This is a genomic window from Streptomyces vietnamensis (assembly GCF_000830005.1).
GTDB lineage: Bacteria > Actinomycetota > Actinomycetes > Streptomycetales > Streptomycetaceae > Streptomyces > Streptomyces vietnamensis.
This window is the reverse complement of record NZ_CP010408.1, coordinates 218,936-242,745: the sequence shown is the minus strand read 5'-3', so window position 1 is coordinate 242,745 and position 23,810 is coordinate 218,936. Positions and strand designations below refer to the sequence as shown.

General features: G+C 69.8%; 20 protein-coding genes. 6 read left to right on the top strand and 14 right to left on the bottom strand.

The features are described from left to right. Positions 1-116 precede the first annotated feature (116 nt). The 3 genes from SVTN_RS40495 (at position 117) to SVTN_RS44665 (ending at position 4,426) form a co-directional block, all read left to right on the top strand. Positions 117-1,331 carry a tyrosine-type recombinase/integrase gene (locus SVTN_RS40495; protein ID WP_342669720.1) on the top strand — a complete coding sequence of 405 codons (1,215 nt, stop codon included), beginning with the start codon at positions 117-119 and terminating at the stop codon, positions 1,329-1,331. A gap of 370 nt (positions 1,332-1,701) precedes the next feature. Beyond that, positions 1,702-3,753: a tyrosine-type recombinase/integrase gene (locus tag SVTN_RS40490; protein ID WP_245728080.1), complete on the top strand. Its 2,052-nt coding sequence runs from the start codon at positions 1,702-1,704 to the stop codon at positions 3,751-3,753. Positions 3,754-4,231: 478 nt separating this feature from the next. Further along, a complete protein-coding gene (locus tag SVTN_RS44665) occupies positions 4,232-4,426 on the top strand; it encodes a hypothetical protein (RefSeq protein WP_041134916.1) in 195 nt (64 codons plus the stop codon). Between the two features lie 69 nt (positions 4,427-4,495). Here SVTN_RS44665 and SVTN_RS40480 read toward each other — a convergent pair whose 3' ends face one another. The 5 genes from SVTN_RS40480 to SVTN_RS40460 all read right to left on the bottom strand — a co-directional run bounded on the left by SVTN_RS40480 (position 4,496) and on the right by SVTN_RS40460 (position 8,615). Then, a complete protein-coding gene (locus tag SVTN_RS40480; protein WP_063782372.1) occupies positions 4,496-5,086 on the bottom strand; it encodes a hypothetical protein in 591 nt (196 codons plus the stop codon). Positions 5,087-5,192: 106 nt separating this feature from the next. Continuing rightward, complete coding sequence (locus tag SVTN_RS40475) at positions 5,193-5,945, bottom strand: hypothetical protein (protein WP_099055359.1); 753 nt, start codon at positions 5,943-5,945, stop codon at positions 5,193-5,195. Between the two features lie 97 nt (positions 5,946-6,042). Continuing rightward, positions 6,043-6,222 carry a hypothetical protein gene (locus tag SVTN_RS40470; RefSeq protein ID WP_041134915.1) on the bottom strand — a complete coding sequence of 60 codons (180 nt, stop codon included), beginning with the start codon at positions 6,220-6,222 and terminating at the stop codon, positions 6,043-6,045. Between the two features lie 599 nt (positions 6,223-6,821). After that, positions 6,822-7,211, bottom strand: a complete 390-nt coding sequence (locus tag SVTN_RS40465; protein WP_041134914.1) for a hypothetical protein — start codon at positions 7,209-7,211, stop codon at positions 6,822-6,824. Positions 7,212-7,523: 312 nt separating this feature from the next. After that, positions 7,524-8,615, bottom strand: a complete 1,092-nt coding sequence (locus SVTN_RS40460) for a hypothetical protein (RefSeq protein WP_041134913.1) — start codon at positions 8,613-8,615, stop codon at positions 7,524-7,526. Positions 8,616-9,288: 673 nt separating this feature from the next. Between SVTN_RS40460 and SVTN_RS40455 the strand changes: the two genes are divergently transcribed. Beyond that, entirely contained in the window at positions 9,289-9,825 is a 537-nt protein-coding gene (locus SVTN_RS40455; RefSeq protein WP_041134912.1) for a hypothetical protein, read from the top strand. 218 nt (positions 9,826-10,043) lie between these two features. Beyond that, entirely contained in the window at positions 10,044-10,745 is a 702-nt protein-coding gene (locus SVTN_RS40450; RefSeq protein ID WP_052499852.1) for a hypothetical protein, read from the top strand. Between the two features lie 5 nt (positions 10,746-10,750). On the opposite strand, the gene SVTN_RS40445 is transcribed toward SVTN_RS40450, so the two are convergent. Beyond that, a complete protein-coding gene (locus SVTN_RS40445; protein ID WP_041134911.1) occupies positions 10,751-11,989 on the bottom strand; it encodes an IS110 family RNA-guided transposase in 1,239 nt (412 codons plus the stop codon). An 851-nt stretch (positions 11,990-12,840) separates the two neighbouring features. On the opposite strand from SVTN_RS40445, the gene SVTN_RS40435 reads away from it, so the two are divergent. Further along, positions 12,841-13,788, top strand: a complete 948-nt coding sequence (locus tag SVTN_RS40435) for a pentapeptide repeat-containing protein (protein ID WP_078908865.1) — start codon at positions 12,841-12,843, stop codon at positions 13,786-13,788. Between the two features lie 345 nt (positions 13,789-14,133). Here the strand turns inward: SVTN_RS40435 and SVTN_RS40425 are convergent, their stop codons facing one another. The 8 genes from SVTN_RS40425 to SVTN_RS40385 all read right to left on the bottom strand — a co-directional run bounded on the left by SVTN_RS40425 (position 14,134) and on the right by SVTN_RS40385 (position 23,777). Beyond that, positions 14,134-16,461, bottom strand: a complete 2,328-nt coding sequence (locus SVTN_RS40425) for a hypothetical protein (RefSeq protein WP_041134908.1) — start codon at positions 16,459-16,461, stop codon at positions 14,134-14,136. Between the two features lie 99 nt (positions 16,462-16,560). Beyond that, positions 16,561-16,941: a hypothetical protein gene (locus SVTN_RS40420; RefSeq protein WP_041134907.1), complete on the bottom strand. Its 381-nt coding sequence runs from the start codon at positions 16,939-16,941 to the stop codon at positions 16,561-16,563. Between the two features lie 21 nt (positions 16,942-16,962). Beyond that, positions 16,963-18,810 carry a hypothetical protein gene (locus SVTN_RS46075; RefSeq protein ID WP_245728078.1) on the bottom strand — a complete coding sequence of 616 codons (1,848 nt, stop codon included), beginning with the start codon at positions 18,808-18,810 and terminating at the stop codon, positions 16,963-16,965. 3 nt (positions 18,811-18,813) lie between these two features. Continuing rightward, positions 18,814-19,371 carry a GIY-YIG nuclease family protein gene (locus SVTN_RS40405; RefSeq protein ID WP_041134906.1) on the bottom strand — a complete coding sequence of 186 codons (558 nt, stop codon included), beginning with the start codon at positions 19,369-19,371 and terminating at the stop codon, positions 18,814-18,816. Between the two features lie 145 nt (positions 19,372-19,516). Further along, positions 19,517-20,107, bottom strand: a complete 591-nt coding sequence (locus SVTN_RS40400) for a hypothetical protein (RefSeq protein ID WP_041134905.1) — start codon at positions 20,105-20,107, stop codon at positions 19,517-19,519. A gap of 46 nt (positions 20,108-20,153) precedes the next feature. Next, positions 20,154-20,657, bottom strand: coding sequence for a DUF6197 family protein (locus SVTN_RS40395; RefSeq protein WP_174518353.1), 504 nt, complete (start codon positions 20,655-20,657; stop codon positions 20,154-20,156). Positions 20,658-21,013: 356 nt separating this feature from the next. Continuing rightward, on the bottom strand, positions 21,014-23,389 hold the full coding sequence (locus SVTN_RS40390; protein WP_041134904.1) for a DUF2637 domain-containing protein: 2,376 nt from the start codon (positions 23,387-23,389) through the stop codon (positions 21,014-21,016). A 139-nt stretch (positions 23,390-23,528) separates the two neighbouring features. Beyond that, positions 23,529-23,777: a hypothetical protein gene (locus SVTN_RS40385; RefSeq protein WP_245728077.1), complete on the bottom strand. Its 249-nt coding sequence runs from the start codon at positions 23,775-23,777 to the stop codon at positions 23,529-23,531. Positions 23,778-23,810 lie beyond the last annotated feature (33 nt).

The window sequence follows — 23,810 nt, the reverse complement described above, 5'->3', positions numbered from 1 at the left end:
CAGGTCGTCAGCGCTGCCGCGCCGATACCGATCGCCCGGTGGAGCGCCTGGTCTGTTAACTGCACCAACTCCCTGATTCGTTCGGCCCGGGGGCCGTGAGTTCTGATCATGTGATCGTGCATGAGACTCCTTCGCTTCATCGAGATCTGATTGACGGGCGGGTACGGCTGCCCCGGGTCGGGGCCGTGGTCGCGGGTACGACGCCGTCGCTGCCGTGGCGGGTGGTGGACGCCGCCGGCCGTGAGATCGAGCCGGTCAGCGTCTACCTGCGGGACCGGATGCTCGGCGACGCCAGTACGGCGACCTGCCGGAGCTACGGCTACGACCTGCTGCGCTGGCACCGCGTGCTCTGGGCCCTGGACGTGGGATGGGAACAGGTCACCGAGGCCGAGACCGCCGCCCTGGTCGGCTGGCTGCGGCATGCCCGCAACCCCCAGCGTCAACGGCAACGCCCCGGCAGTCACCCGGCCGGATCCGTGAACCCGAAGACGGGCAAGCCCACCCTGCGGGCCGGATACGCGCCGTCGACAATCGCCCACAACCTGACCGTGATCCACGGCTTCTACGCCTTCCACCAGCCCTTCGGCCGCGGACCGCTGGTCAACCCGGTCCCGGAAAGTGCGGCCCGCCGCGCGGCACTGGCCCACCGGTCGCCGCTGGAAGTCCGCCAGCAGCACCGGCGGGCCCGGCTGAGGCCGAAGGTTCCCGTCCGGCACCCGCGGTCCATCCCCGATGACCAGTGGGCCGAGCTGTTCGCACAGATGAGATGCGTCCGGGACAAGGCCCTGCTGTCGAACTACCTCGCCTCCGCCTCCCGGGCATCCGAGCTGCTGGGAGTCGGCCTCGGAGACATCGACTGGACCAAAGGCCAGCTCTGGGTGATCTCCAAGGGCACCCGGGCCCGGCAGCCCGTCCCGACCTCCCCGGAGGGCTTGGCCTACCTGGCCGCCTACCTGGAGGAGGACGGCCTGCCGCCCGAGGGGATGCCGGTCTGGCGGGCCCGCCGGGGCAAGCCCCGCCCACTGACCTACTGGGCGGCCCGTCGCATCTTCCAGCGGGCCTGCGAGGCCCTCGGGGCGAACTGGACCCTGCACGACCTGCGGCACACGGCCGCGAAGCGGATGGCCCGCGATCCTGGGCTGAAGCTGCATGAAGTACAGACGATCTTGCGGCACGCGCATATCAGCACCACCGAGCTCTACACGGCCGTCGGCCTGGACGACCTGCTGGACAAGCTCGGGGCCTACTACACCCGGCCGGTTCAGCCGGTGTCGTGGCCGACCCAGTACGCCGCGGACGACATCGAGGCGGTGTTCGGTGCCGGGCAGTAAGGTCGGAAACAGCATGCGGCTCAAGGGCCCGACGACGAACCGGGTCCGCCGCCACGACGCCGAGGCGCCTGTCCTGGACGGCATCTACACGCCGACCGCGATCCTCCCGGCTCCGCCTCCGCCACCGTCCCGGCCGCCACGCTCGCTGGGCGACTTCAGCACGGCACCGGCGGAGGACATCGTCAACGTCACGGCGGATCACTTCTCCCAGTCCGAGGCCCTGAAATGGAAGCAACGCGGCTCCATGCGGGCCTTCCTCGGCCACCTCGCCACCTTCCCCGGAGACACATGGCAGGAGCGGTGGGAAGCCTCCGGCCATGACGAGGGGCGGCCGGTCGGGGACGCCGCTGGGGACAGCAGGATCCTTCGCATGAAGCTGAACTGCGCCGCCGGTCAGGCGTTCGCCCTGCGGGTGGTACGTCCCACCCTGCTGGGCTTCCGCTGCAACCGTTTCTTCCACTACTCGCCCTGGTTCCGTGGCGTCGCCCAGGACCCCTTGCTGGAGGAGTTCTGCCGGCGGGCCGACCTTCTGCCGATGAGCCAGGCCCGCCGGACCCGGGCCAAGTTCGATGTCTGCTGCGCGTTGACCATCTTCGGCATCGACCTGAAGGACCTGACCCCCGAGGCCCTGCTGCACTACGCCGTCGAGTCCCGCAGGCATGAGCTGGCCGGGGAGAAGACCAGCTTCGCCGGCACCCTGGCCTGGCCAATCCTGCACGAGATGGGCCACTTCCCCGCGTCGGCTCCCCGCAGCCTGCGCGGCGCCGTCACCCGCGGGCAGGTCTCTGTCGAGGAGGCCGTCGACCGGCACGAACTCCACAACGGTGAGGTCAGAGACCTGCTGGTCGAGTACATCCGCCGCCGCTCGGCGGGTCTGGACTACTCGACCCTGCGGCAGCTGACGAATCTCCTGGTCAGGACCTTCTGGAAGCAGATCGAGAAGATCAACCCCGGTCAGAAGGACCTGAAGCTGTCGGAGGAGACGTTCACGCAGTGGAAGGAGTGGCTGATGGTTCTACCCGACGGCAAGCCCCGGCTTGACGTCGACGGGCCGCTGATGGCCGTCCGCGCGCTCTACCTCGACCTGCAAAGCTGGGCGGCCGCCGAGCCGGAACGCTGGGCGAAGTGGGTCGCTCCCTGCCCGATCCGGGACGCTGACCTGCGGTGGTTCCAGGTCCGCCGGCGCCGGCTGCAAGAACGCATGGCCAACCGCACCCGCGACCGCCAGCCCCTCCTGCCGATCCTCACCCAATACGTCAATGACCGCTGGCATCGTCTGCGGACCCTGCTGGACGCGGCCCTGGAGGTCGAGAACGGCGAGGAGTTCACCGCCGAGGGCGTTACCTGGCTCCGCGTCTCGACCAAGGACCAGCGGCACAACCGCCCGCCGGTCCGCGCGGTCAACCGCGCCACCGGTGAGCTCGTGCACCTCTCCAGGGACGAGGGCTATGCCTTCTGGCGGTGGGCCATCGTGGAGACCCTGCGGCTGGCGGGCCTGCGGGCCGAGGAACTGGCCGAGCTGACCCATCTGAGCGTCCGGCAGTATCAGCGGCCCAACGGCGAGGTCGTGGCTCTGCTCGTCGTGACCCCGTCGAAAAGCGACCGCGAACGGATCATCCCCATGTCCACCGAGCTCTTCCACGTCATCGCTCAGGTCATCCGCCGGCACCGAAACGAGCACGGCACCGTCCCGGTCTGTGTCCGTTACGACAGCCACGAGAGGGTCTGGAGCGAGCCCATGCCCTACCTGTTCCAGAGCTTCCACGGCGGCACTCAGCGCGGCATGTCCGGCAATACCGTCTGGCGCCTGATCGGCAGGGCCTGCGACGAACTCGCGCTGACACATCCCCAGTTCAAAGGCGTCAGATTCACACCGCACGACTTCCGCAGGCTGTTCGCCACCGAACTGGTCAACAACGGCCTGCCGATCCACATCGGTGCCGCTCTGCTCGGACATCTCGATATCCGAACCACCCGCGGTTACGTCGCGGTCTTCGACGAGGACGTGATCAGCAGCTACCACCAGTTCCTCGCCCGACGCCGAGCCGAACGGCCGAAGGAGGAATACCGCGACCCCACCCCGGAGGAGTGGACTGACTTCCAGGAACACTTCGACAAGCGCCGCATCGAACTCGGCTCCTGCGGCCGACCCTACGGAACCCCCTGCGCGCACGAGCACGCCTGCATCCGTTGCCCGATGCTCAGCGTCAATCCCAAGATGCTGCCCCGCCTCGACGAGATCGAGGAGGACCTCCTGGCCCGCCGCAAGCGGGCCGTGGCGGAGGAATGGCAAGGCGAGATCGAAGGGATCGATTTGACGCTCAACTTCCTGCGGAGCAAACGTGCGCAGACCAGCCGCTTCCAGCGAGTAGGGGCTGTGGACTTGGGACTTCCTCATCCTCGTCGCTCGCTCTCGCCATAATTATCTGCAGGGCGGATGCCAGTAGAGCGATGTGGTGGAGAATCAGTTTTCCGCAACACTTGGAATCTGACTAACTCTCAGCGCAAATTCGACCGAGATAGGCGCAAGGGTGGAAATTTTCGCAGGGGTGTCAGCCGAGAGAAACCCGCCACCTCTGCATATATTTTCGCTGCCCCTTATGCCCTTCCGTGGCCAAGCACGAAAAGACTCTCCTTGACATTCACGCAATCGACAGTGTGTCCTAGATCTCACTTGCCGGAAACTCGGCAATTAGCGATCAAGGGGAACCTTGTCGCTGGAGATCAACCGAAGGAGTCGACCAAGATGCCTCGACCTCCCAAGGGTGGCGGCCAGCAGAATCCCTTCGCCAGTCCGTACGGTCAGCCGCCGCAGCCCCGGTGGCCGAAGAACCCGCCGCGCGGCGTGATTCCGGACTCCCCCCGGAAGGACCGGAAGGAAAAGTAACGGAGGCGCACCCGTGAGTGACTACGAATACGAACAGCTTCGGGAGCAGGCTGCACGGCTCTCCGATATGGAAGCCATGATGGAGGAGGCAGCCAACAGGAACGGCCGCCTCGCCCAAGAATGGCACAATCTGCAGTACGAACACCAGTCAGAGATAAACGCCTACCTCGAAGAGCCCGGCCCGGAACTTCCGGGCATTCACGAGTAACAGCCAATATCACTACTGACTGACCCAATATAAGCAAGCGGCCCGCTGATATCTCGGGCCGCTTGCCCTCTACTCGGCTGTTGCGTTTGAGTGTCCCGATCGCAACGGCGTGCTCAGCACCGACTTGGTGCAGAGAACGTCGAGCTCCATCAGTGCAGTGCCCGGCCCGAACAGTTCGGTCGTGACCTTGCCGTCCTGGCCGACGCGGGTGGCGGTGCAGTGGTCGATGTAGCCGCGCTTGCCGAACCGGTCGGCGAGCTTGAGGAGCGGCTCGCGCCGGTCGATCAGCAGGTGCGTCGCCGCGTTGACGGCGGCGCCGGCGAGGAGCGCCCGGAGCGGGACGCGGTGCCCGAGGACGCGGGTGATGGTGAGGGCGGTGGCGAGCTGGACGGTCGTGTAGGAGCGGACGTGCCGGCAGACGGCGGCCCGGCCCAGGACGCTCGCCCGGTACACCGGGACGTCGGAGTCGGCCGGGTCGGCGCCGTCGGGGAGGGGGGTGCCGTCGGCGTAGACGTAGTGGTCGCCGTGCAGGCCCTTGAGGCGGGCGTCGTCGCTGGGCTGGACCCAGTGGTCGCACAGCGGGTGGACGGCGTCGAAGACGCTGAGGAGGGTGCCGAAGAGGGCGAGGCGGTCAGCGGCGCGAAGCGGTAAGGCGGTCACGAAGGACTCCTGGTCGGTGAGGTGGTGGCGGGGCCGGGCGGCTGTCCGGTCCTCCGCGCCGCCCCAGCCCTGTACGCGGTCGGGGCTGGGGCGGCGCAGGGAGCCGTCAGACGGTGGCGGGGGCCGGGTCGAGGTCGGTGCCGCGCAGGGGCCGGAGGTTGTACTCGCCCATCCGGTCGCCGATCAGCACGGCGCTGACGAGGTTCTCGGCGCGGCGCACGGCGTAGTGCTGGGCGCCGTGGCTGGCGCCCTCGGCGCGCGTCCGGTCGAGGGCGGTGTCGATGGCCCGGCGCCGGACGGTCTGCAGTGCGGCGGAGCAGCGGGCGTCCCGGGCGAACGGGCCGACCCACATCTCGGCGTTCATGCCGCTGTTGCACTCTTCGGCGCCGGTCAGACGCCAGAACCGGATCCGGTGCTCCATGCTCTTGGGGTCGGCGTCGTAGTCGCGGGCCCATTGGGAGGCGTGGCCGGGCAGGTCCTCGGCCAGGAGCTTGGCGACGTCACGGCCGGTGGGGCCGAGGGCCTGCCAGGCGTCGATCTCCTCCACGACCCGGATCTGGTGCGTCAGGAGCCGGTAGCGGTAGTGGCGGGGCGACCAGTTGCCGGTCTCACCGAGCGGTTCGACGACGAACAGGCGGGCGGGCCACTGCCAGAAGTCCTGCAGGACCTCCCCGAGGCGGTGGTAGGTGCGGAAGTAGGAGAACGGGCTCTCGTCGTACCACTTGTTCTGGCAGGGGTTGGGGTGGTCGATGGCCTGGCCGATGTGGTCGGCGAGGTTGACCGGGGTGCCGGCAGTGGCGCTGTCCTTGATGGTGCCGTCGGGCAGGGTCGCCATGTAGTAGACGCGGGGCTTGCTCACGGGCGGGTCCTTCCGGGCGATGGATCGGGGCCGGGCTGTCCGGTCCTCCGCACCGCCCCAGCCCTCCAAGAGGGGGGCAGGGCGGCACAGGGGGTCGTCAGACCGCGCTCGGCACCTCAGTGCCGGCCGTCAGGGCCACCGCGCGCCGGGCGAGGTCCTCGTGGATCTGCCCGACGTTGGTGATGGGCACCGGGGTCGGGTCGTCACCGGTGAGCAGGGTGAAGCGGTGCCGGGGGATGCCGTGCTCGTCCTCGTCGCTGCAGTAGTGCAGGACCATGGCGGGAGCGAGGTAGTAGACGGCCTCGCCGGTGGTGTAGCCGCGCGGCGGGCGGCGTCCTCCTCGGTGGCCACGGTGACCTGGTCGAGCGCCTCGCTCAGGCTGTCCGGCACGAGGGCGCCGCGCGCTTCCGCGGCCTGACGTGCCTCGGTGATGTCGGCCTGGGCGAGACGGCGGCGGACTGGGGCGAACACCATGTCGACGACCGTGCTGAAGACGAAGGAGGCGCCGAGCGCGACGGTGCCGGTGGCGGGCAGCCGCAGGGTGGTGTCGAAGGCGGCCGGGTAGTAGGTGTATCCGACCCAGGCACCGGTGGTGGCGCCTGCCAGCAGGGTCACCATGTCGATGCCTTCGATCAGTGCCTGGACGGCGCGGCGTACGGATGTGCGCATGGGTTCTCCTTCTTCGGAGTGCTGGGTGTGGTCGCCGCGTTGAGCGGCAGGCGGCCGTCGACGTGGCCGGGGAAGGGAAAAGGGGCGCTGTCGAAGCGGCTCTCGGTTCGGGCGGTCGAGGTGCTGACCGGCTCCCCTCGCCCCGTCCGTGCCGGCACGCGGTCCGGAACGGACGGGGGAGGCAGCCGACAGAGGCTTCGCCGGGGGTCAGCCGAGGCCGCAGCGGCAGTTCGGCCCGTGGTTCTCCGCGAGCGCATGGAGGTCCTTGACGGTCAAGTCGCCCAGGCGGTCGCCCTGGAAGCTCATCCCGCCCAGGTCGCCCTTGGGCAGCTTGTCCGTGGCGAACTGCCAGCCGCCCTCGAGGATCACGGTGCGCCCGCGGCGGCGCAGCGTGCCCGCCCGCGTCACCTGCTGGCGCCTGGTCTCCGTTTCGGCGCGCTCCGTCTCCTGCTGCTGCTGCCTGCGGTAGCGGGACGTACGTGCCTCGGACTGCCGGCGGGTGTCCTCCTCGGTGTGCTGGTGTGTGCCGGAGGCGAAGTACTGCTGCTCAGGGGTGAGCATCTGAGAGAACTTCTTGCTGGGTCCGAACAGGCCCATCGGAATCTCCTCGTGCTGGTCTGGCGGCCATCGGCGTGGCTGGGGGATGTACGAGTCGAGGTCGGCGGGGATGCCGGCGTGGCGCTCCGAGGGGCTTGGTCCTCGTCCTCGGGGCGTGGGGTGGCGTGGTTTCAGGGACCACAACCACCCTTAAGCGATACTGGAAGTATGCATACTTATAGAATGCATTTCAAGGGGGTAGTTTCGCCTGTCCTTCCGCGTCCCCTCCCCCGGGCCCGCGCCGCATCACCGGTCTGTCAGCGCCGCTCCCGGCACAACGGGCGTACACGGAACGTGCTCGGGCACGGGACCTCAGGAGCCGTCGGCGTCCCTCACGAGCGGCGCCTTCGGCTGCCGGCCGTCGGCCGTGGCCCCCTTCCGAGCTGCGGCCGCGCGCTGCTGGGCCCAGCGCGCCTCGTCCTCCTCCCGCCACTTCTCGGGATCGTGTCCGGCCAGGGACGCCGCGTCCGCGGCGAACTCGCCGATCTCGCCGCTGTCGAGCTGCTCCGCGACGTCGGCGACGATCTGGGCGGCGAGCTTCGGGTCCGCGGTGCGCAGGGCGTCGAGGAACCGGTAGGCGCTCCACGCCATGACGCCGGAGGACGCGTGCGAGGCCGCAGCGGCCACGGAATTGCTGTCCTCCTCGAAGAGGTCGCACGTCGAGCGCAGGGTCTGGCGCAGGAGGATCTCCACGGTCTCCGCGGGGTCCTGGGTGACCTCGTAACGGAGCCGGCGTTCGGCGGGGATGCCGTCGGGCATGGCCACCGGCCTGGCCCCGGTGAGCGTCGGCGTCCAGTCGGCGAGGACCTGCTCGACGTCCTCGGCCAGGTGGACGCCGAAGCCCTCGCTGCGGGACCGGAGGGGCGTCTGGGCGCCGAGGAAGTCCTCGCCAACGATCAGGGTGGCCCGCCCGTCGGCGGTACGGACGCGGACCTTGTCGTCGGCGTCAGCGAAACGGCTGAGGAACCGGGTGTCGAGGGCGGGGAAGGGGACGCTGCCGGCGGGGTCTTGCAGCAGCACGTCATGGAGCACGCCTCGCCAGTCGAAGAACTTCTGGTCGTCCGTGACGGCGAAGGCGAGCTCGCCGTGCGGGGCGGAGAGCCGCAGGCGTCCCTCGGCCGTCGTGAGGGTGATGGTGTCGCTGCCGTGCTGGGCGTCGGTCCACTCGCGCAGGGAGCGCAGCGCCGAGGCCGGGACGGTGCGGGCGAAGGGCTCGCCGTCGAGGCCGTGGTGACGGTAGCGGGCGACGGCGATCGTGTATCGGTCGGAGGCGATCGCGTAGAGGTGCGTGTCATCGGCCTCCAGACGGATGCCGTGCAGCGGCTCGACGAACTCGCTCCCGATGTGGCGGGCCGTCCGGGAGAGCATTCGGCCGAGCTGGTGGGCGTTGATGGCGACGGGCATGTGTGAGTCTCCTCGCAAAGGTGAGGGGGACGAAGCGGAGCGGGGCTGTTCCGGCTCCCGGCCCGCCCCGCGGCCGTCAAGGACGCGGGGCGGACCGGCAGACGTCAGCTCGGGTAAGGGCGCCGCGGCGGTCCGCAGTGCCTTGCTCGGGCGCAGTCGAGTTCTGGGAAGGGAGTTGTCGGTGTACGGCGCGTCGTTTCTCGGATCCGATGCCGTGAACTCTCCTCAGGCCCTCTTGCCCAAAGGCTTGCCCACAACCCAGTTGGGGCACGTGGCGGGCGAAGACGCAGGCCACGTCTGGTCTGCCGGTCAGATGAGAGGGCCTGCGGACGGGCCGGGCAAGCCGTATGCGGCTGGCACTTCTCCGGTGGGCAAGCCCCCTTTGAAGGGTGGGCAAGCGCTCCTCGTAAGCATGGGAACCTGCCAGGGGGTCTTATCGATGGGTCAGTGGCCGCGGCGCTCGTCGGCCGAGGTGGCCATCTTGGCGATCCGAATGAGCTGCGCATGGGTGCCCTGACGCCGTCACCCTCGTCGGGCTCCGCCAGCAGGGCCGGGGGCTCGGCCGCCGCCCCCGATGAGCACGGCATCCACCGGCTTACCGATACCCCCTCTCGGGGCAACGCGAGAGTGCGATAGTCCTGTGACCGAAACACCACGTACCCCCGGAGCCACCATGCGTCAGCCCGCCCTGTCCGCCGCCGCCCTCGTCATCGCCCTCGGCGCGCTGACGGCCTGCGGGGCGGGCAGCGACCAGAAGAACGACGAGACGAAGAACACCGGAACCGCGAGCGCCGCCCCCACCAAGGCCCCGACGAAGGCGCTCACCGCCAGCGACGCGTTCAAGCAGCTGTCGGGCAAGGTGGCAACCGCCAAGCTCTCTGGCGTCGTCACCGAGGACAACGACCCGAACAAGCTGCTCGGCCGCCCGAACCAGTACACCAGCAAGATCACGTTCACGGACTCCCGGATCAAGGCCGAGGACGTCGCCGGCACGGAGAAGGGCAGCGTCGGCCTTGGCGGCGCCATCGAGGTCTTCCCGACCGCGGCCGACGCCCAGGCTCGCGCGGACTACATCCAGAGCGTCACCAAGGGCATGCCCATGCTCTTGGAGTACGACTACGTCAGCGGCACCATGCTGGTTCGTGTGAGCCACTACCTGACCCCGACCCAAGCCGCGGACTACAAGACGGCCGCCGCTGCCCTTGGGTAGTCCTGCCGGGGGGGGGCACAACCAGCAAGGAGCCAGCCGTGGGAGCCGTCCAGGAGCCCCGGGAGGCGAGGCTGGGGATCTCCCGCCGCACCGGACGCGTCCGACCGGGGCGGGGCGAGAGCCAGGCAGACACCTCACGTTGCTATGCCGTCAAGCCGGTCGGCCGTGAGGGCCGGGGTCTTCGAACAGCTCCGACCGCGCTTGGAGAGAATCCAGGCATGGTGATGGCACGGCACTGGTACTCCTCGTCGCCCGTCGTGGACGGGCACCCGCTCCTGGATGAGCCGGGCTTCTGGCCGGCGTACTTGGCGGACCTGGCTGAGGGGTTCAGGCCGGAGGCCTTCGGATCAGACGCGGGTGACGCGGAGGCCATGCTGGACACGCTCCACAACCCGTCGGCGTGGCCCATGTTCACGGTGCCGCTGGCCGGCGGCTTCACGATCGTCGTGCACTTCAACAGCGGCGAGGAGTTCACGACTACGGACTACTTCCTCACGCATCCCGACTGGAGCCAGGATCTCGTCCTGGCCAGCGACGATCAGGACCGCATCGGCCCCGGGCTGTGCTGGCCCGAGCTCGCAGCCCTGCTGGAGGCACCACCGGGTGCGGCAGGCGTCACCGACCCTCACGCCCGTCTCCTCCTTCTTCTGCCGGTCCTCGGCGAAGCGGCGGTTCCGGAGGAGGCCGTTTCGGCAGTGGTCGAGGCTCTGGTCGAACAGGGTGCGCCCGAGGCGAGCGAGGCGTTGGCCAGACAGCTGCTTCAGGGGCATCCCATGTGGGGTGCCGAGGAGTGGTGGTTCGACGATGACGAGCAGAGCTGGATCTGTGATGGCAGTCACAGTCCGCGCAAGGTCCCGCTGGGCGACCACCTGCCGCCACGACAGCGAACCGCCCTCGAGGCCTGCCTCACTCCCCGCTGACCGGCTCAAGCCGCAGCGACAACAGCCTCGGCAGGAGGGGTCCCGAAGGCGAGCGCCTCGTCGTAGGCAGTGCCCTGCTTCAGGCAGTGGTAGAGCTGTCCGATCATGCGGTTGAAGAGGTTGCGCTGGGCGGCCGCGTGCCAGTCGCCTTGTTCGCGGCGGCGCCGGTAGTGGGCGTTCGCCCCGGTGGATGCCCGTAGGGAGGCGAAGGCCCAGAGGTAGCCGGCGTGGTTGAGGCGGTCGTTTTTCACCCAGCGTCTGGTGATGGCGGACTTCTTGCCGGAGGCGCGGGTGATGGGTGAGGAGCCGGCGTAGGCCTTCAGGCCGCGGGCGTCGGCGAAGCGGGTGCGGTCGTCGCCGATCTCTGCCAGGAGGCGGGCGGCGAGCTGGATGCCGAGTCCGGGGAAGCTCAGCAGGATCTCGGCGTCCGGGTGCTGGGGGAAGGTCTCTTCGACGGCTTCGGCGAGCTGGTCGGCTGCGGTGCAGGCGGCGTCCAGTTGGATGAGGAGGGCGAGCATCTGCTTGCCGAGTGCGTCCTCGATCAGCGGGGGCTGGTGGGCCCACTCGGCGCGGAAGACTTCGCGGAGGCGGTCGGCCTCGGCTTCGATGCCGCGCTGGCGGCCGGCTCGCTTGAGCGCGGCCTGGATCTGGGTGCGGGTCAGCCGCGCGGCCCGGGCCGGGGTGGGGGCGGTCTTGAGGAGTTCACGGGCTTCGGGGCGGCACAGGCCGTTGGTCCAGGTGGTGAAGGCGGCCAGGGCGGCGGGGTAGTACTCGCGCAGCAGGGACCGGAGTTGGTTGGCGAGCTGCTGCCTGTTCCAGAGAGAGTCCTGCTGGGCTCGGGCGAGGACGGTGATCGCGCGGCCGAGGTCGGAGTCGTCGGGCAGGGGCCGGTGGGCGTGCATGTCGGTGCGGAGGATGTTGGCCAGGACCAGGGCGTCGCCGGGGTCGGACTTCTTGCGCGAGACGCTGTGCCGGTCTCGGTAGCGGGCGGCGGCCATCGGGTTGATCGCGAACACCTTGCGCTTGCCGGTCCGCAGGACGGCCACCAGCAGGCCGCGGGAGGTCTCGATCGCTACCGGGATCGGGTTCTCCTCGCTGTCGCCGTACTCGGCGAGCAGTTCCAGCAGGATCTTGTAGCCGACCGCGTCGTCGGTGATGTGCCGTTTGGCGAGCAGCTGGCCGGTGTCGTCGACCAGGGCGACGTCGTGGGTTCGTTCCGCCCAGTCGATTCCGCAGTAGATCAAGGTTCCCCTCCCCGGAGTTCGGCGTTTACGCTGGTCACGAGCGCATGCGGGCCACGCAGCGACCTAATCCCAGGCCTCGGCCGCATCACGGCCGGGCCGCCACCTCACTAGCCGTTCGTGACACCAGCGCACCCCACGGGCCTCGGTCTATGCGGGAGCTCACGTGGCTCGGGCGTATCGAGAGGTCACCGTGCGATGGGCTCGCACCACCAACGCAAACGAGTGATCAGGTCGAGAGGTGTTGACGCGCGACGGCCCTAGACGCCGCCGCTCTCTTAATAGGCATCGATGCCGGGTGAGTTTTGGGCATCCGTCCAGCGCCGACGGGCGCCAACACCGCTCGTGGTGGCGGTCACGGAGACGCCGGGCGCCACCGCTCTGCCTGGAGACCTCGAGGTCTGGGCGTTAGAAGGCATCCGCCCGACGCCCACGTGACCGCCACCACTCGCACCAGACCGCGCACCGATCTACGTTGAGGCCTCCGTGAGGCCCGGCTGCACCTGGATGTCACGGTCTGGTACTCGAACGCTCCGAGAAGCCCCTGCTCCTGCGGATCGCTCATAACTACGGATTAGGGCGTCAGGTCAACGGGCGGTGCGGGCGCTGAACAGGCGGGCGGCCCACGACCGCAGCCGATCGAAGCGGGTCGGGTGGGTGTGGCGCCAGGCGGTGGGCCACATGCCGTCTACTGGTGAAGGGGCGGTGTTCCAAAGCTGCGCTATTCGGCCACGCCTGGAGAGACGGTGCCACCAGGCGCATACGGCGCTGGGTTCTACGCACCACAGGTGATGTTTGAAGCTTGGTCCGTGCCGATGCCTGGCGTGCTCGCCTTGTGCTGGTGACATGACTGCATGTCGGATTCAGCCCCAGGTAAATCCAATGCCCGGTGGTGGCTTGGTGTAACGGCAAGCACCTTGGCTGCAGTCGGATTCGTGTGGCTGTTTTGGCAGGGCCCGTGGATCCTCGATCGTGCCCGGTTGGGCGCGGGCACCACAACCGGGGTCGCTTCCGTTGTGACCGGCTTCCGCACGGCAGTCGTGGCGGTCGGAGCGGGCATCGTGGCCGGCATCGGCCTCGTACTCAGCCACCGATCCCTGCAACACACCCGCACCAACGACAACCGACAGGCCGAGTTCACCCGCGGGACCCTGGATCTTGCCCACGAGGGACAGGTCACCGACCGTTTCGCCAAAGCGATCGGTCAGTTGGCCTCACAGGTCGATGTCGAGAGGCTTGGCGGCGTCTACTCCTTGGAGCGGATCATGAGGGATTCGGAGAAGGACCACCCCACCGTCGTAGAGGTTCTGGCCGCCTTCGTCCGCCACCACGCCCCGCTGCCCGAGCAATCCGGAGGCCAGGCAGGTGCCACCCCGGACCGACGCCTCAGCGAGCCGGTCCAAGCGGCCCTGACCGTCCTGGGTCGCAGACCACGGCGCCATGAGCCCTTCAACATCGACCTTCACCGGACCGACCTTCGTGGCGCGGACTTCAACGAAGCCAATCTTGCAAACACGCAGCTCTGGGAGGCCGACCTCAGAAGCGCCAACCTATTCAGCGCCGACCTTCGCGGAGCGAACCTCTTCCGGACGGACTTGTCGGAAGCCAGTCTGCGGGAGGCTGAGATCACCGGAGCGAATACGCAGCAGGCTTTCTTGAGGGGCACGCTTCTGGAAGGGATCGAAGGGCTGACGGCGGAGCAGGTCGTGGCCGCATACCCGTCGAGTACGACGCGGTTGCCTGGTGCCCTAAGGGACAACCAGGAAGTCCAGGAGCGAATCGTCGATCTGGAGATGCCGTAAGACCTGGGACAACCGTTTCTCGGTGGGAAGGAGCGGGACGCGCCGCACGTGCACGTCCAGGCGTACGGCTCGGGGCGGGTGTCGTCACGGGTCGCGGTGATCGTGGCCGTGGTGCCGTCGTGGCTCCCGTGGAAGATGCCGACTCAGAAGTCGGTCTCCTCCAGCTGCGGCTTCATCAGATTCCCTTCGGTGCTCAGTGGGTGGTACCGGACGAGGTGGGATGCGTGTCAGCGCTGGAGCCGATAGGCCGGCGCGGTGCTGTGCCGCGGGGGTCTGGGGCGGGGTTCAGCGCGGACGGGAACGGCGCGCCTCCCGTGTGGGAAGCGCGCCGTTGTGTGACAGCGGTCAGGCGGCCTCTTCGCCGGTCTCCACCGGCCGGGCGCCCAGGGCCACCTTCGAGGTCTTCCCTTCCTTGATCCGGTGGATCTTTCCTGCCTTTTCCAGCTTGTTCAGCACGTTCGCGAAGGTCGACTCCGCGACCCCGCAGGCGGCCTGCAGCTGGCCCCGTTCCACGTAGTCGATGTCCTCGGGGTCGATGTCGTCGCCCTCGTCGAGCATGTCGACGTACATGGGGTCGGACTCGTCGCGGAGGGCGGCCAGGACCTTCTCCTCCGAGGTGAGCTCCTTGGCCTTGGGGAGGTCGACGCCGGCGAACGAGGTCCCGGCCTCGCCGGTCCCGCCTTCGCCGTCCTTCTCCTCGAAGCCGGGGATGGGAGTCATGGCCAGCTCCTCCATGTACGCCTGATCGCCCCACCAGGGCACGTCGACCGGCGCGAGGATGTTCTCCGGCCGGATGTGGGGGGTGGCGTCCTCGAGGGTGTCGATGCGCATCATGCCGGCGCGGCCGCCCGGTGCCGCGACGTAGCCCAGGCCGAAGGTGCGGCGCGGGTCGGACTCCGCCATGGTCGGGTCGTACACCAGCGCGTCGTCCTCCTCCACCCACACCGGCGGGATCAGGGAGGGGTCGATCCCCTCGAAGCCGGGGGGAAGGTCGCCCAGGTTCACCTGGTCGCTGTCGGTGCGCAGGATGATCCAGGTGCCGCCGGCCAGGAGGTTGGCGCGGATCGCCTGCTCTGAGCCCAGCTGGTCCAGGTTCACGGTCTGGTTGATCAGGACCCAGGGCATGCCCATGGAGCGGGTGAGCGAGGCGCCGTCCTTGACGATCTTCACTGCCTCCTTGCGGTTCTGTGCGCCCGGGGCCAGCATCTGGGCGGCCTCGTCCAGGATCGTGGCGCAGTACGGCCGCATCGCGGACGGCTCGAAGTTCTTCAGTTCCAGGCGGGCGGCCTCTTCGATCCGGTGCTGGAGGACCCACCAGGACAGCCGCATGGCGCCCAAGGCGCCGTACTGCGTCAGGCCGCTGTAGGCGGCCATCTTCGGGATCGCGGGGTTGCTGGCGCCCTTGGGGTCGCCATAGATCTGGGCCATCTTGTTGGCGTGGTACGCCAGGCTGATCATCTGGCCCGTGCCTCCCTTGCCGGAGCCGGTGGTACCGGCGATCACGACGTGGAGGGCGCCCAGCTTCGGGTCGAACAGCTGGATCTTCGCGGGGAACCCGCTCACGATCTTGCCGATGTTGACCCAGCCGCCCGGGGTGGCCTTCAGCGAGTCCAGGCCCTGGAAGTCGTGGCCGGCCTCCAGCGGGTTGTGGTCCATGACGCGGATGATCGCGCGCCTGGGGTCGCGCCGTCCCGGCTCGTAGGAGACGAGGTCGATGGAGCGGCGCAGCGCGCCAGCCAGTTCCCCGAGGTTGACGACGCGGGGCAGGGCGTCCAGGTCGTCGTCGGCCACGACGCGCGCCACCTGGCCGCCGGTGTTCTCGTCCTTGCCGACCTCTTCCAGGTGCGTCTTCGGCAGGACCCGCGCCCGCACTCGCTTCCAGGCGCCCTGGAGCGTGGAGGGGTCCAGCTCCGCCCGCTGGATGTACCAGACGGTGATGAAGACCTCTCCGGAGTGCGTGCCCACCTTCATGTCGATGTCCGCTGTGGGGCGGCCGAAGAGCGAGGAGACGGTCTCCTTCGCCACGTTGACGGAGTCGCCGAGCGCCGCGGTGATCCGGCCCTCCCAGCGGTCGGCGTAGATCACGACGTCGGACAGGACCTGGTTCTTGTGCCGTCCGTTCTTCGGGTCGCTGATCACGCGCCCCCAGGCCGCGATCATCTTGTCGGCCAGGGACACCGGGCCCGGGCTGCCGGTATTGGCCGGGGCTGGGTGTGCCGCTGCCTGCTCCACCTCGATCTTCCGTCGGCCGAATACGCGGCGAAGGCGCCAGCCGGTGAAGACGACCGCGGCCCACCAGCCCAGCGACAGGATCCCGGGAATGGTGGTCGGCTCCAGGGCGCCGGCCATCAGCGCGTCGGACGCCTCGGCTCCGCCCAGCTGCCCCAGGGCCAGACCCATACCGGTGGTGATCGTGGAGATCCCCATGGTGTCGCGGTGCGCCCGCGCGATGTCGATCCCGGGGAGCTGGTTCGCCCAGCGGCCCAGGCGGTTCATGTAGTTGGCGCCGGCGAACGTCGCACCGGCCAGGAAGCCGGCCCCGGCGTAGGCCGCCGCGTTCGGGTCCAGGTAGGGGGCCAGGATGCCCACCCCGACGGGGAGGACGATCTGGAGCGCCGCGGCGGCGCGCTCCGCCGGCTCCGCGTTCGGCACGGTCTTGATGGTGGTGGACATCGGGGACTACTCCTGTCTGGGTAGGGGGTGATCCGCAAAGGGCGTGGCCGGCCCGGAGGGATGAAATCCCGGGACCGGCCGCGCCGGTGGTGGGCGGTGCTATTCCTGTTCGAACCAGTCGCGCGAGACCTTCTCCAGGCCCGACACGTCGGAGCGGTCGAAGGCTTCGTGGAACCCGGCGTGGGTGGTGCGGGCCTGGTCGCCCGCCGCCTTCGCGGCCTTCGCGGTGTCGGCCGTCTTCGACGCGTAGGTGATCGCGCCGTCCGACACCCCGCGGATGATTTTCGCGAGCTCCTGGCACTCCGCCAGGGAGTCGCGGTCCACGCTCTTGGCGCCCAGCGCGTCCGCGTCGGAGGCGGTGTCGTCGGCCAGTTCCTTGATGTTCTCCGCGGCCTTCTTGACGCCCTCCGCGTTGCGGGCCAGGGCCTTCTCCTTGGCCTCGGTCTTCCGGACGAGGACCTTGTACGTCAGCTCCGCCATGATCGGCTCTCCCGTCTTCTCCTACGCGGCGGGCGCGTAGGAGCCCTTGTCGTTGTAGAAGCGGAGTTCGGCCGGCTTCGTCTCGTCGCTGTCGACCACGGCCTTGTACAGCGGCGCGTACCTGGTCCCGATGTTGGTCAGGACGACCTTGCACATCTCCGCCGCCCGCTTCGCGCGCTTGTGGAGTTCGGCGGCCTCCGCCGCCTGGGCCTTCGCCGCGTCGGCCAGCTTCGTCAGCTTCGCGGCCAGCTTCTCCCCGCCTTCGACGGCCTTCGCCTGCTCGGCGAGCTGCTGGCAGTCCTTGGCCTCGTCCTCCGCCGCGGCCTCGAGCGACTTGCACGCGTCGGCCACCTTGATCAGGTGGTTCTCCTTGGCCTCCAGCTTGCGTTCGTACTGCTTGAAGTTGCGCAGCTCCTTGCGGCTGATCGACCCCCGGGCGCCGTCCGTGCCCAGGGTCAGCGTGTTCGCGTCGATCTCCTTGACCAGGAGGGGCTTCACGTCCGTGCTCACTCCGTCGTCTCCTTCATCCGGCGGGGCGATGACGAGCGTCTGGCCGCTGGGCCCGGTGACCGTCGTCCCCTTCGGGTTGTCCTTCTTCGGGTCCTGCTGCTTCGCCTTGTGGTCGGTGTGCGCCTTGTCCAGCCGCGCGTGCTCCTTGCCGTTCTCCTCCTTCTTGTCCTGGTAGCCGTCCTTCGCGCCCTTCGCGTACGCCTTCACGTGGTCGACCGCGTTCCGGACCGCGGAGCCGTCGCCGTGCCCCGTCTCCCGCGAACGCTGGAGCGGGGTCCGGTTGTCGGTCCCGTTCGAGCTGGCGCCGGCCGCGCCGTTCTTGCCGGAGCTGCCGTCCTTGCCGGAGGAGCCGCTCGAACCGGAGCCGCCGCCGCTCCCGGAGGAACCGCTCTTGCCGGAGCCGCCGCCGCTCCCGGAAGAGCCGCCCGAACCCTGGCCGCCGCCGCCCTTCTTCAGGTCGGCCTTCGTGCCCTTGTCCTTGTCGGCCTTGTCCTTCGAGCTGCCGGAATTACCGCCGGAGGAGCCGCCCGACGTCGATCCGCCGCCGCTTCCGGAGGCACCGTCCTTTCCGTCTTTACCAGCCTTTCCGCCAGCTCCTGCGTTCCGCGAGGAGCCGTCCTTTCCCTTTCCCCCGGAGTCCTTCGCCCCCTTGGAGCTGGTGTCCTTCGATGAACCTCCGCCACCGTTTCCGCTGATGCCGCGCCCGCCGCCGGATCCGCCGCTCCCATTCGAGCCGGACGAGCCGCGCCCGCCGCCTCCGGTGGCGCCACTGCTTCCGCCGCGTCCGGTTCCCGTGGAGCCGTTCCCGGTGGAACTACGGCCCGAATTCCCGCCGCTGTTTCCGCCGGGATTTCGGCCCCCTCCACCGGTCCCTCCGGAGCCGTTCCGGGTGGGAAGCCCAGGCGACTTCATGACCGTGGTGCTCCGGGTCTCTTTCACCTGGTGCGCACTGGCCTTGGCTTTCTCCAGATCCAGCCGCTTGTTCGCTGTCCCGCCGCCCTTCGCCCAGCGGGTCGCGCCCGCCCGGATCAGCGTTTTGAACACACCCTCCTTGTGCCGGGCACCGGCCGCGTCGGATCCGGCCCCGGTCAGGTCCTCCGGGGCCTTGAACGACTCGCTGGTGACGCCCGGGGAGGAGCGGCCCACCACGCCGTCAGAGTCCGCCTTCGCAGCCGGGTCGTCACCGTCCGGCCTGGCCCCGGCGCCAGTCGCGGTGACCGGTCGGGCGGGCTCCACCGCGGCCATCAGGGCGGCCATGATGCCGGTGTCGGCGGCGGGCGCTGGCGCGGTGCTGGCGGCCGACGCAGCGGGCGGATCGGGGGGTCCCGCGGGGACCGGAGGCGCCGTATCGGTCGTCATCTCTTACTCCCCTTTCTCGTGTACCACCAGCGACCACTGGCGCTTCGAATTGCTGACTAGCCTGGCGCTCTTGAGCTGGGACAGCTTCACGGCCAGATGGGGCACGGAAACGCCTGTTTCCGCGGCTACCTCATTCACCGTCATCGGGGCGCCGCTGGCCTCCAAAGCGGCCAGGATCTTCTCCTTGACCGTGGGTGTTGATGGGGATCGCTTCTGGCTTTCCCGGAGTTCTTCCAGCCCTTCCGCGGAAGGGAATAGCCCTTCGTCCCGGAGGGCCTGAACCGCGTCGGTGACCATATGGATGGGGTTCGCCTCCCCGAAGTCGAACCACTCCCCGATCCCCCGGAATCGCTTCAGGTGCTCGTGGATCAGCCCCTCCAGGAGGCGCCCGCCCTCGATGGTCGCCAGGATCCGGAGGGGGTTCGGGTTGCCCGATTGCAGCTCCACCAGGCGGTTGCGCGCGTTGCCCGCAGAGCCGATCTTTACCCGTCGGTCGGCCGCAGATCCGATCACGTAGACCACACCGTGCGCGTTGCTCCGGCCGGTCCTGTCGTGCCTCATGCGCTCCCTCGATCGTTACTTAGGGTGGTTACTCCTTACCTACTTCCCGGCCGGAAGAGCACCCAGAGCGCCCCGATGGGCGCCCTTTCGCTGTTCAGGCGATCGGGAGTGGGTAAGGAGTAACGATCTCGACTACGTTGCGTGACTACGCGTCAGCCTTCTTGCCCTTGCGTGCGAACACCGCGATGGCCAGGCCTCCGCCAGCGACGAGACCCAGTAGAGCGGGGGAGTTGATCCCGTCGCCTCCCGCGTTCCCGGCAGCATCCTGGACGTTTCCGGCGGCCTGCATGCCGGACCCGTCGGTGGTCTCGTACTGCTGCTTGCAGTCCGCCACGACGGCGCTCCTGGGGGGCGATCCGTACCCCTTGTCGGTCTGACCGAAGGAGTCCTTCACGCACTTGTCGACGGCCGCCTGGATCTTCTCGGCGGAGGCGGCGGCGGCCTTGTTGTCGCTGCTCGCCTGTTCGTTCCGGATCCTCATTTCCTCCAGTTCCAGCTTCTTCATCTGAATCTGGAGGGCGGCGGCCTCCTTCTCGTCCTTCGCGACGGCCGCCGAATGGACCTGGAACCAGATGGTTCCGCCGCCGATGACCGCCACCCCGGCCACCGCGATGGCGACCTTTCCCCGGCGGGTCAGACCGGCCTTCTTGTGCACGACCAGGGCCCCGTACGGCCCTTCATCGGCGTACGGGGAAGCGTCCGCAGCACTGTTCCCGAAGGCCATTCCGGCCGCCATTCCGGCCTGAATTCCTTCGAATGCCCTCTCTTCGTCCGGCGTCATTTCAATCTCCGTTCTTACGCGCGAGGTCGGAGGCCGCAGAGATCATGGCCTCTACACCCTGGAAAGTGTTGCTGGAAAGGTCGTTCCACTCCCAGAACCGCATGTTCACGCCCTGGCGGGCCAACTGGGACTGGAGGTAATTCACGGCCTTTCCCCGGTCGATCGCGGTGACGTGCCCGGTGGATTCCAGAAATTTCTGGGCACCCCGGATGCACATACGTCCGGTGGGGGAGAAATCGAAGGACTGGCACCAGCCGTAGCGGGTGAGGACTTCGATCACCTGGACCAGGTGGAACGAGGGCTTCAAGGGGCGCGGCTCCTGCCAAAGCCCCAGGTCAGCCATCGCGGACCGGACCCCCTTGGGGATCAGTCGCTGGCCCCAGGTCGGGGGGTCGGGCGCCCAGATCTCCAGGGCCGACGGGATCACCGCGGGGGGTGCCAGCGCGGGCGCCGTACGGGGGAAGCGCCCAGACTTCGGGGCGGGCCCGGTCGTCGTGGGTGCCATGCTGTGCTCCTTTCTTGCGTGAGCAGAAGACCGAGGCCCCCTGCTGATCACGCTTCAGCAGGGGGCCTTCGTACGCCTGAACCGCGTCGCGGATCTCCAGCCGCTCGGGGCGGCGCCCGAGCTCGGTGCAGAGGAGACGGATGCGGTCATGGCGCGGGGCGGGTGGCGCTCGGTTGTGCCTGGCCCGCTGCGTCCGTGCTCGGGGCGCGGTGCGGGCGAGCGGCCTGCAGGCCGTGGCCGTCACCGGTCCGCGCTCACGCTCAAGGGAGCGTGGGCGCGGGCCGGGGGCGACCATGAGCGGCAGGTGCGGCGAGCGCCGGTGGGCGCTCAGGTGGGGCGGTGAGTGCGGTGGGCGCTCAGACGCCCGCCGGGACGCTCGCCCCGGCGCTCACGCTCGCGCTCGCCGGGACGCCCGGGGTGCCCTCCTCGACCTGAGCGCGCAGGCGCTGGGCCGTCGGACGGGAGACCGGCTCGTCGGACAGACCGGCCTCGGTGAGCGCGTCGCGGATCTCCGTCCACTCCGGACGGCGTCCGAGCTCGGTGTAGAGGAGCCGGATCCGTTTGTGGCGGCGCTCGGTGAGCGCGTCGCGCTCGCTGTGGGTTCGACTGCCCTCCGCTCGGCGAGCGTCGTCGGCCTCTGCGGGGCGCTCACCTCTGTGAGCGCCTGCGGTGAGCGCCGGGCGCTCGCGCTCGCCCTCCCTCTTGCCGGGGATGAGCGCGCTCACCTCGGGGTGAGCGCCGCTCGCATCCGGGTGAGCGTCGCTCGCATCCGGGTGAGCGTCGCTCGCATCCGGGTGAGCGTCGGCGCTCGCCTCGCCCCGTTCGACGGTGTGAGCGTCCTCGGGGGTGAGCGTGTCGGCGAGCGCGGCGGGCGCCGAGCCGAGCTTGAGCGCCATCCTCTGCTCCAGCGGCGCCTTCCGCCGCCACAGCCAGCCGTACTCCTCGCGCAGCCGCGCTCGCAGCCAGGTCTCCTGCTGGAGGCGGGTGAGCGCCTCGTCGTAGGAGTGGATCTCCCACAGGATCATCCGGCGGCGAAGCCGGGCAGTGGGGATCGGAGCGAGTAGCCAGCGGCTGCGGCGCACCGTCTCCATCCGCACCTTGCCGGTGACCGCGCCGATCCTCGTGGCGTACACGTGGGAGGCGATCTCCGAGAACACCACCCACAGCAGCGTGAGGGCGGCGTGCCCGATGCGGCCCGAGGCGGAGTCCGAGGCGTTCCAGTTCAGGTACACGGTCACCGCCGTCAGCACCCGGGGAACCCAGCGGATCCAGCGCAGCTCCATCCCCATCCGGATCAGGATCAGGTTGGCGCCGGTGAACGCGGGGATCGCGACGTCGATGCCGACCGGCAGCAGCCACGGCCACTCCCAGCCCCACCCGGCGGCCTTGGCCTCCAGGGCGGTGTAGGAGGAGAGCAGGCCGAGGGTGGACACGGCCGCGGCCGCCAGGACGATCCCGACAACCAGGAGCAGCTCCTGCCCGGACAGCGGCGGAACACCGCCGGCGGGCCGGGCCTCGTCGCGGACCTTGCGCCGCTTGGCGCGGGACTCGGCCCGGATCTCCCGGCGCCGCGCCCGGCGCACGGTGCGCTGCGTCGCGGCCTCGAGGATCCGTTCGGCCTCGGCCAGGGCCTGCGCGGCGGCGGCCTGGTCGGTGGTGGCCTTGGCCGCCGCCTCCCGGGCCGTCCTCGCGTCTGTCTCCGCCTGGTCCCGCAGCCGGGCAACGTCCGTGTCGGTGGCGGCCCGCAGCTCCTCGGCGGCCTTGCGGGCGTCGCCCAGGGCGCGGTCGGCGTCGGCGCGAAGGCCGGCGGCCAGTTTCTCCGCCCCGGCCCGCACCTGCGCGGCCTGCTCGTCCGCGCTGCGGCGAGTCCGCTCCGCGTCGGTGCGGGCCCGGTCCAAGACCTGCTCGGCGTCCTTGGCCGCGGCCGTGCGGGTGTCGACCGCGGTGCGCTTGGCCCCGGCGAGGAGTTCGGCGCTCTTCTCCTTCGCCTCGGCAAGGAGCCGCTCCGCTTCCCGGCCGGCCTCCGTACGGGCCTGCTCGGCATCGGCGGCCGCGTCGGCCAGGACGTCCTGCGCCCGGCGGTTCGCGTCGGCCAGGACCTCCTCCGCCTTCTCGGCCGCCGTCGTGGTGAAGGTGTCGGCCTCGCCGCGGGCGTCGGCGAGCAGCTGCTGCGCCGCCGTCTCGGCGTCGGTGCGGATCTTCTTCGCGTCGGCGTCCGCAGAGATCGCGGTGTCCTCACGGACCCGGGCGGCGGCCTCGGCGGCCTCGGCCAGGAGCGCGTCGGCCTTGCCGGTGGCCTCGGTGGTCAGGGCCTCGGCCGCGGCCCGGGCATCGGCGAGCAGCTGCTCCGCCTTGGCCTCGCCGTCCGTGCGGGCCTGGTCGGCCGCCGTGGTGGCGTCGGTCAGGAGACGGTGCTGCTCGGCGGTGGCCTCCTCGGTGAGGGTGGCCGCCTCCGAGCGGGCGCCGTCCAGCAGTTCGGCGGCGCGGGCCTCGCCCGCGGCGACGATCCGGGCGGCGTCGGCGGCGGCCTGGTCGCGGAGGTCGGCGGCCCGGTCGGCGGCGTCGGCCAGGACCGGGTCGGCCTCCTCGAACACCAGCGGCACGGTCTCCTCGAGGGCGGCGGCCTGAGCGGGGATGGCGGCCGGAGCCACCGGCGCCTTGGCGCGGCCGGCGCCTCGGGGCTTCGCGGCCGGGGCGGGCTTCCGCCTGCGCCGGCTGGTGGTGTTGGCCACGGGGTGTCCTCTCTTTCCGGCGCCTCGTGCAAGAGGCCACCGCGGTCGGCATCGGGTCGGTAGGGTCGTGACCAGGCCCTCCGAGGCCCCGGCAGCTCGAATGCCGAGGACTCGGAGGGCCGTCTGCGTGAGCAGGTGGTCAGGGACGGGCGGGCAGCGCGCTGCTGTCCTGCCCGAGGTGCTGGCGCAGCCAGGCGACGGCGGCCGGGGTCATCGCCCCGGTGTCCGGCTCGCTGAGCGGCGCGGTGTCGATGTCGTGCATCGCGTCCGTCGCCGGGAGCAGCCGCATGTAGTCGGGGTCGATCCCGGCGCGGGCCCGGTTGCCGCTCAGCTCGGTCAGGTCGTAGAGGACCTTGCGGGTGTCGGCGTGCGTCCAGGACCGCTCCACCCGGCCGACGAAGGTGTGGCCGGGAAGACCGAG

What these genes read in the sequence shown, in the direction of transcription:
- SVTN_RS40490 (WP_245728080.1), top strand. Translation starts at nt 1,702, where the DNA reads ATGAAGCTGAACTGCGCCGCCGGTCAGGCGTTCGCCCTGCGGGTGGTA.
- SVTN_RS40470 (WP_041134915.1), bottom strand. Translation starts at nt 6,222, where the DNA reads ATGGTCCTGCACTACTGCAGCGACGAGGACGAGCACGGCATCCCCCGG.
- SVTN_RS40465 (WP_041134914.1), bottom strand. Translation starts at nt 7,211, where the DNA reads ATGGGCCTGTTCGGACCCAGCAAGAAGTTCTCTCAGATGCTCACCCCT.
- SVTN_RS40460 (WP_041134913.1), bottom strand. Translation starts at nt 8,615, where the DNA reads ATGCCCGTCGCCATCAACGCCCACCAGCTCGGCCGAATGCTCTCCCGG.
- SVTN_RS40455 (WP_041134912.1), top strand. Translation starts at nt 9,289, where the DNA reads ATGCGTCAGCCCGCCCTGTCCGCCGCCGCCCTCGTCATCGCCCTCGGC.
- SVTN_RS40450 (WP_052499852.1), top strand. Translation starts at nt 10,044, where the DNA reads ATGGTGATGGCACGGCACTGGTACTCCTCGTCGCCCGTCGTGGACGGG.
- SVTN_RS40435 (WP_078908865.1), top strand. Translation starts at nt 12,841, where the DNA reads ATGTCGGATTCAGCCCCAGGTAAATCCAATGCCCGGTGGTGGCTTGGT.
- SVTN_RS40425 (WP_041134908.1), bottom strand. Translation starts at nt 16,461, where the DNA reads ATGTCCACCACCATCAAGACCGTGCCGAACGCGGAGCCGGCGGAGCGC.
- SVTN_RS40420 (WP_041134907.1), bottom strand. Translation starts at nt 16,941, where the DNA reads ATGGCGGAGCTGACGTACAAGGTCCTCGTCCGGAAGACCGAGGCCAAG.
- SVTN_RS46075 (WP_245728078.1), bottom strand. Translation starts at nt 18,810, where the DNA reads ATGACGACCGATACGGCGCCTCCGGTCCCCGCGGGACCCCCCGATCCG.
- SVTN_RS40405 (WP_041134906.1), bottom strand. Translation starts at nt 19,371, where the DNA reads ATGAGGCACGACAGGACCGGCCGGAGCAACGCGCACGGTGTGGTCTAC.
- SVTN_RS40400 (WP_041134905.1), bottom strand. Translation starts at nt 20,107, where the DNA reads ATGGCGGCCGGAATGGCCTTCGGGAACAGTGCTGCGGACGCTTCCCCG.
- SVTN_RS40395 (WP_174518353.1), bottom strand. Translation starts at nt 20,657, where the DNA reads ATGGCACCCACGACGACCGGGCCCGCCCCGAAGTCTGGGCGCTTCCCC.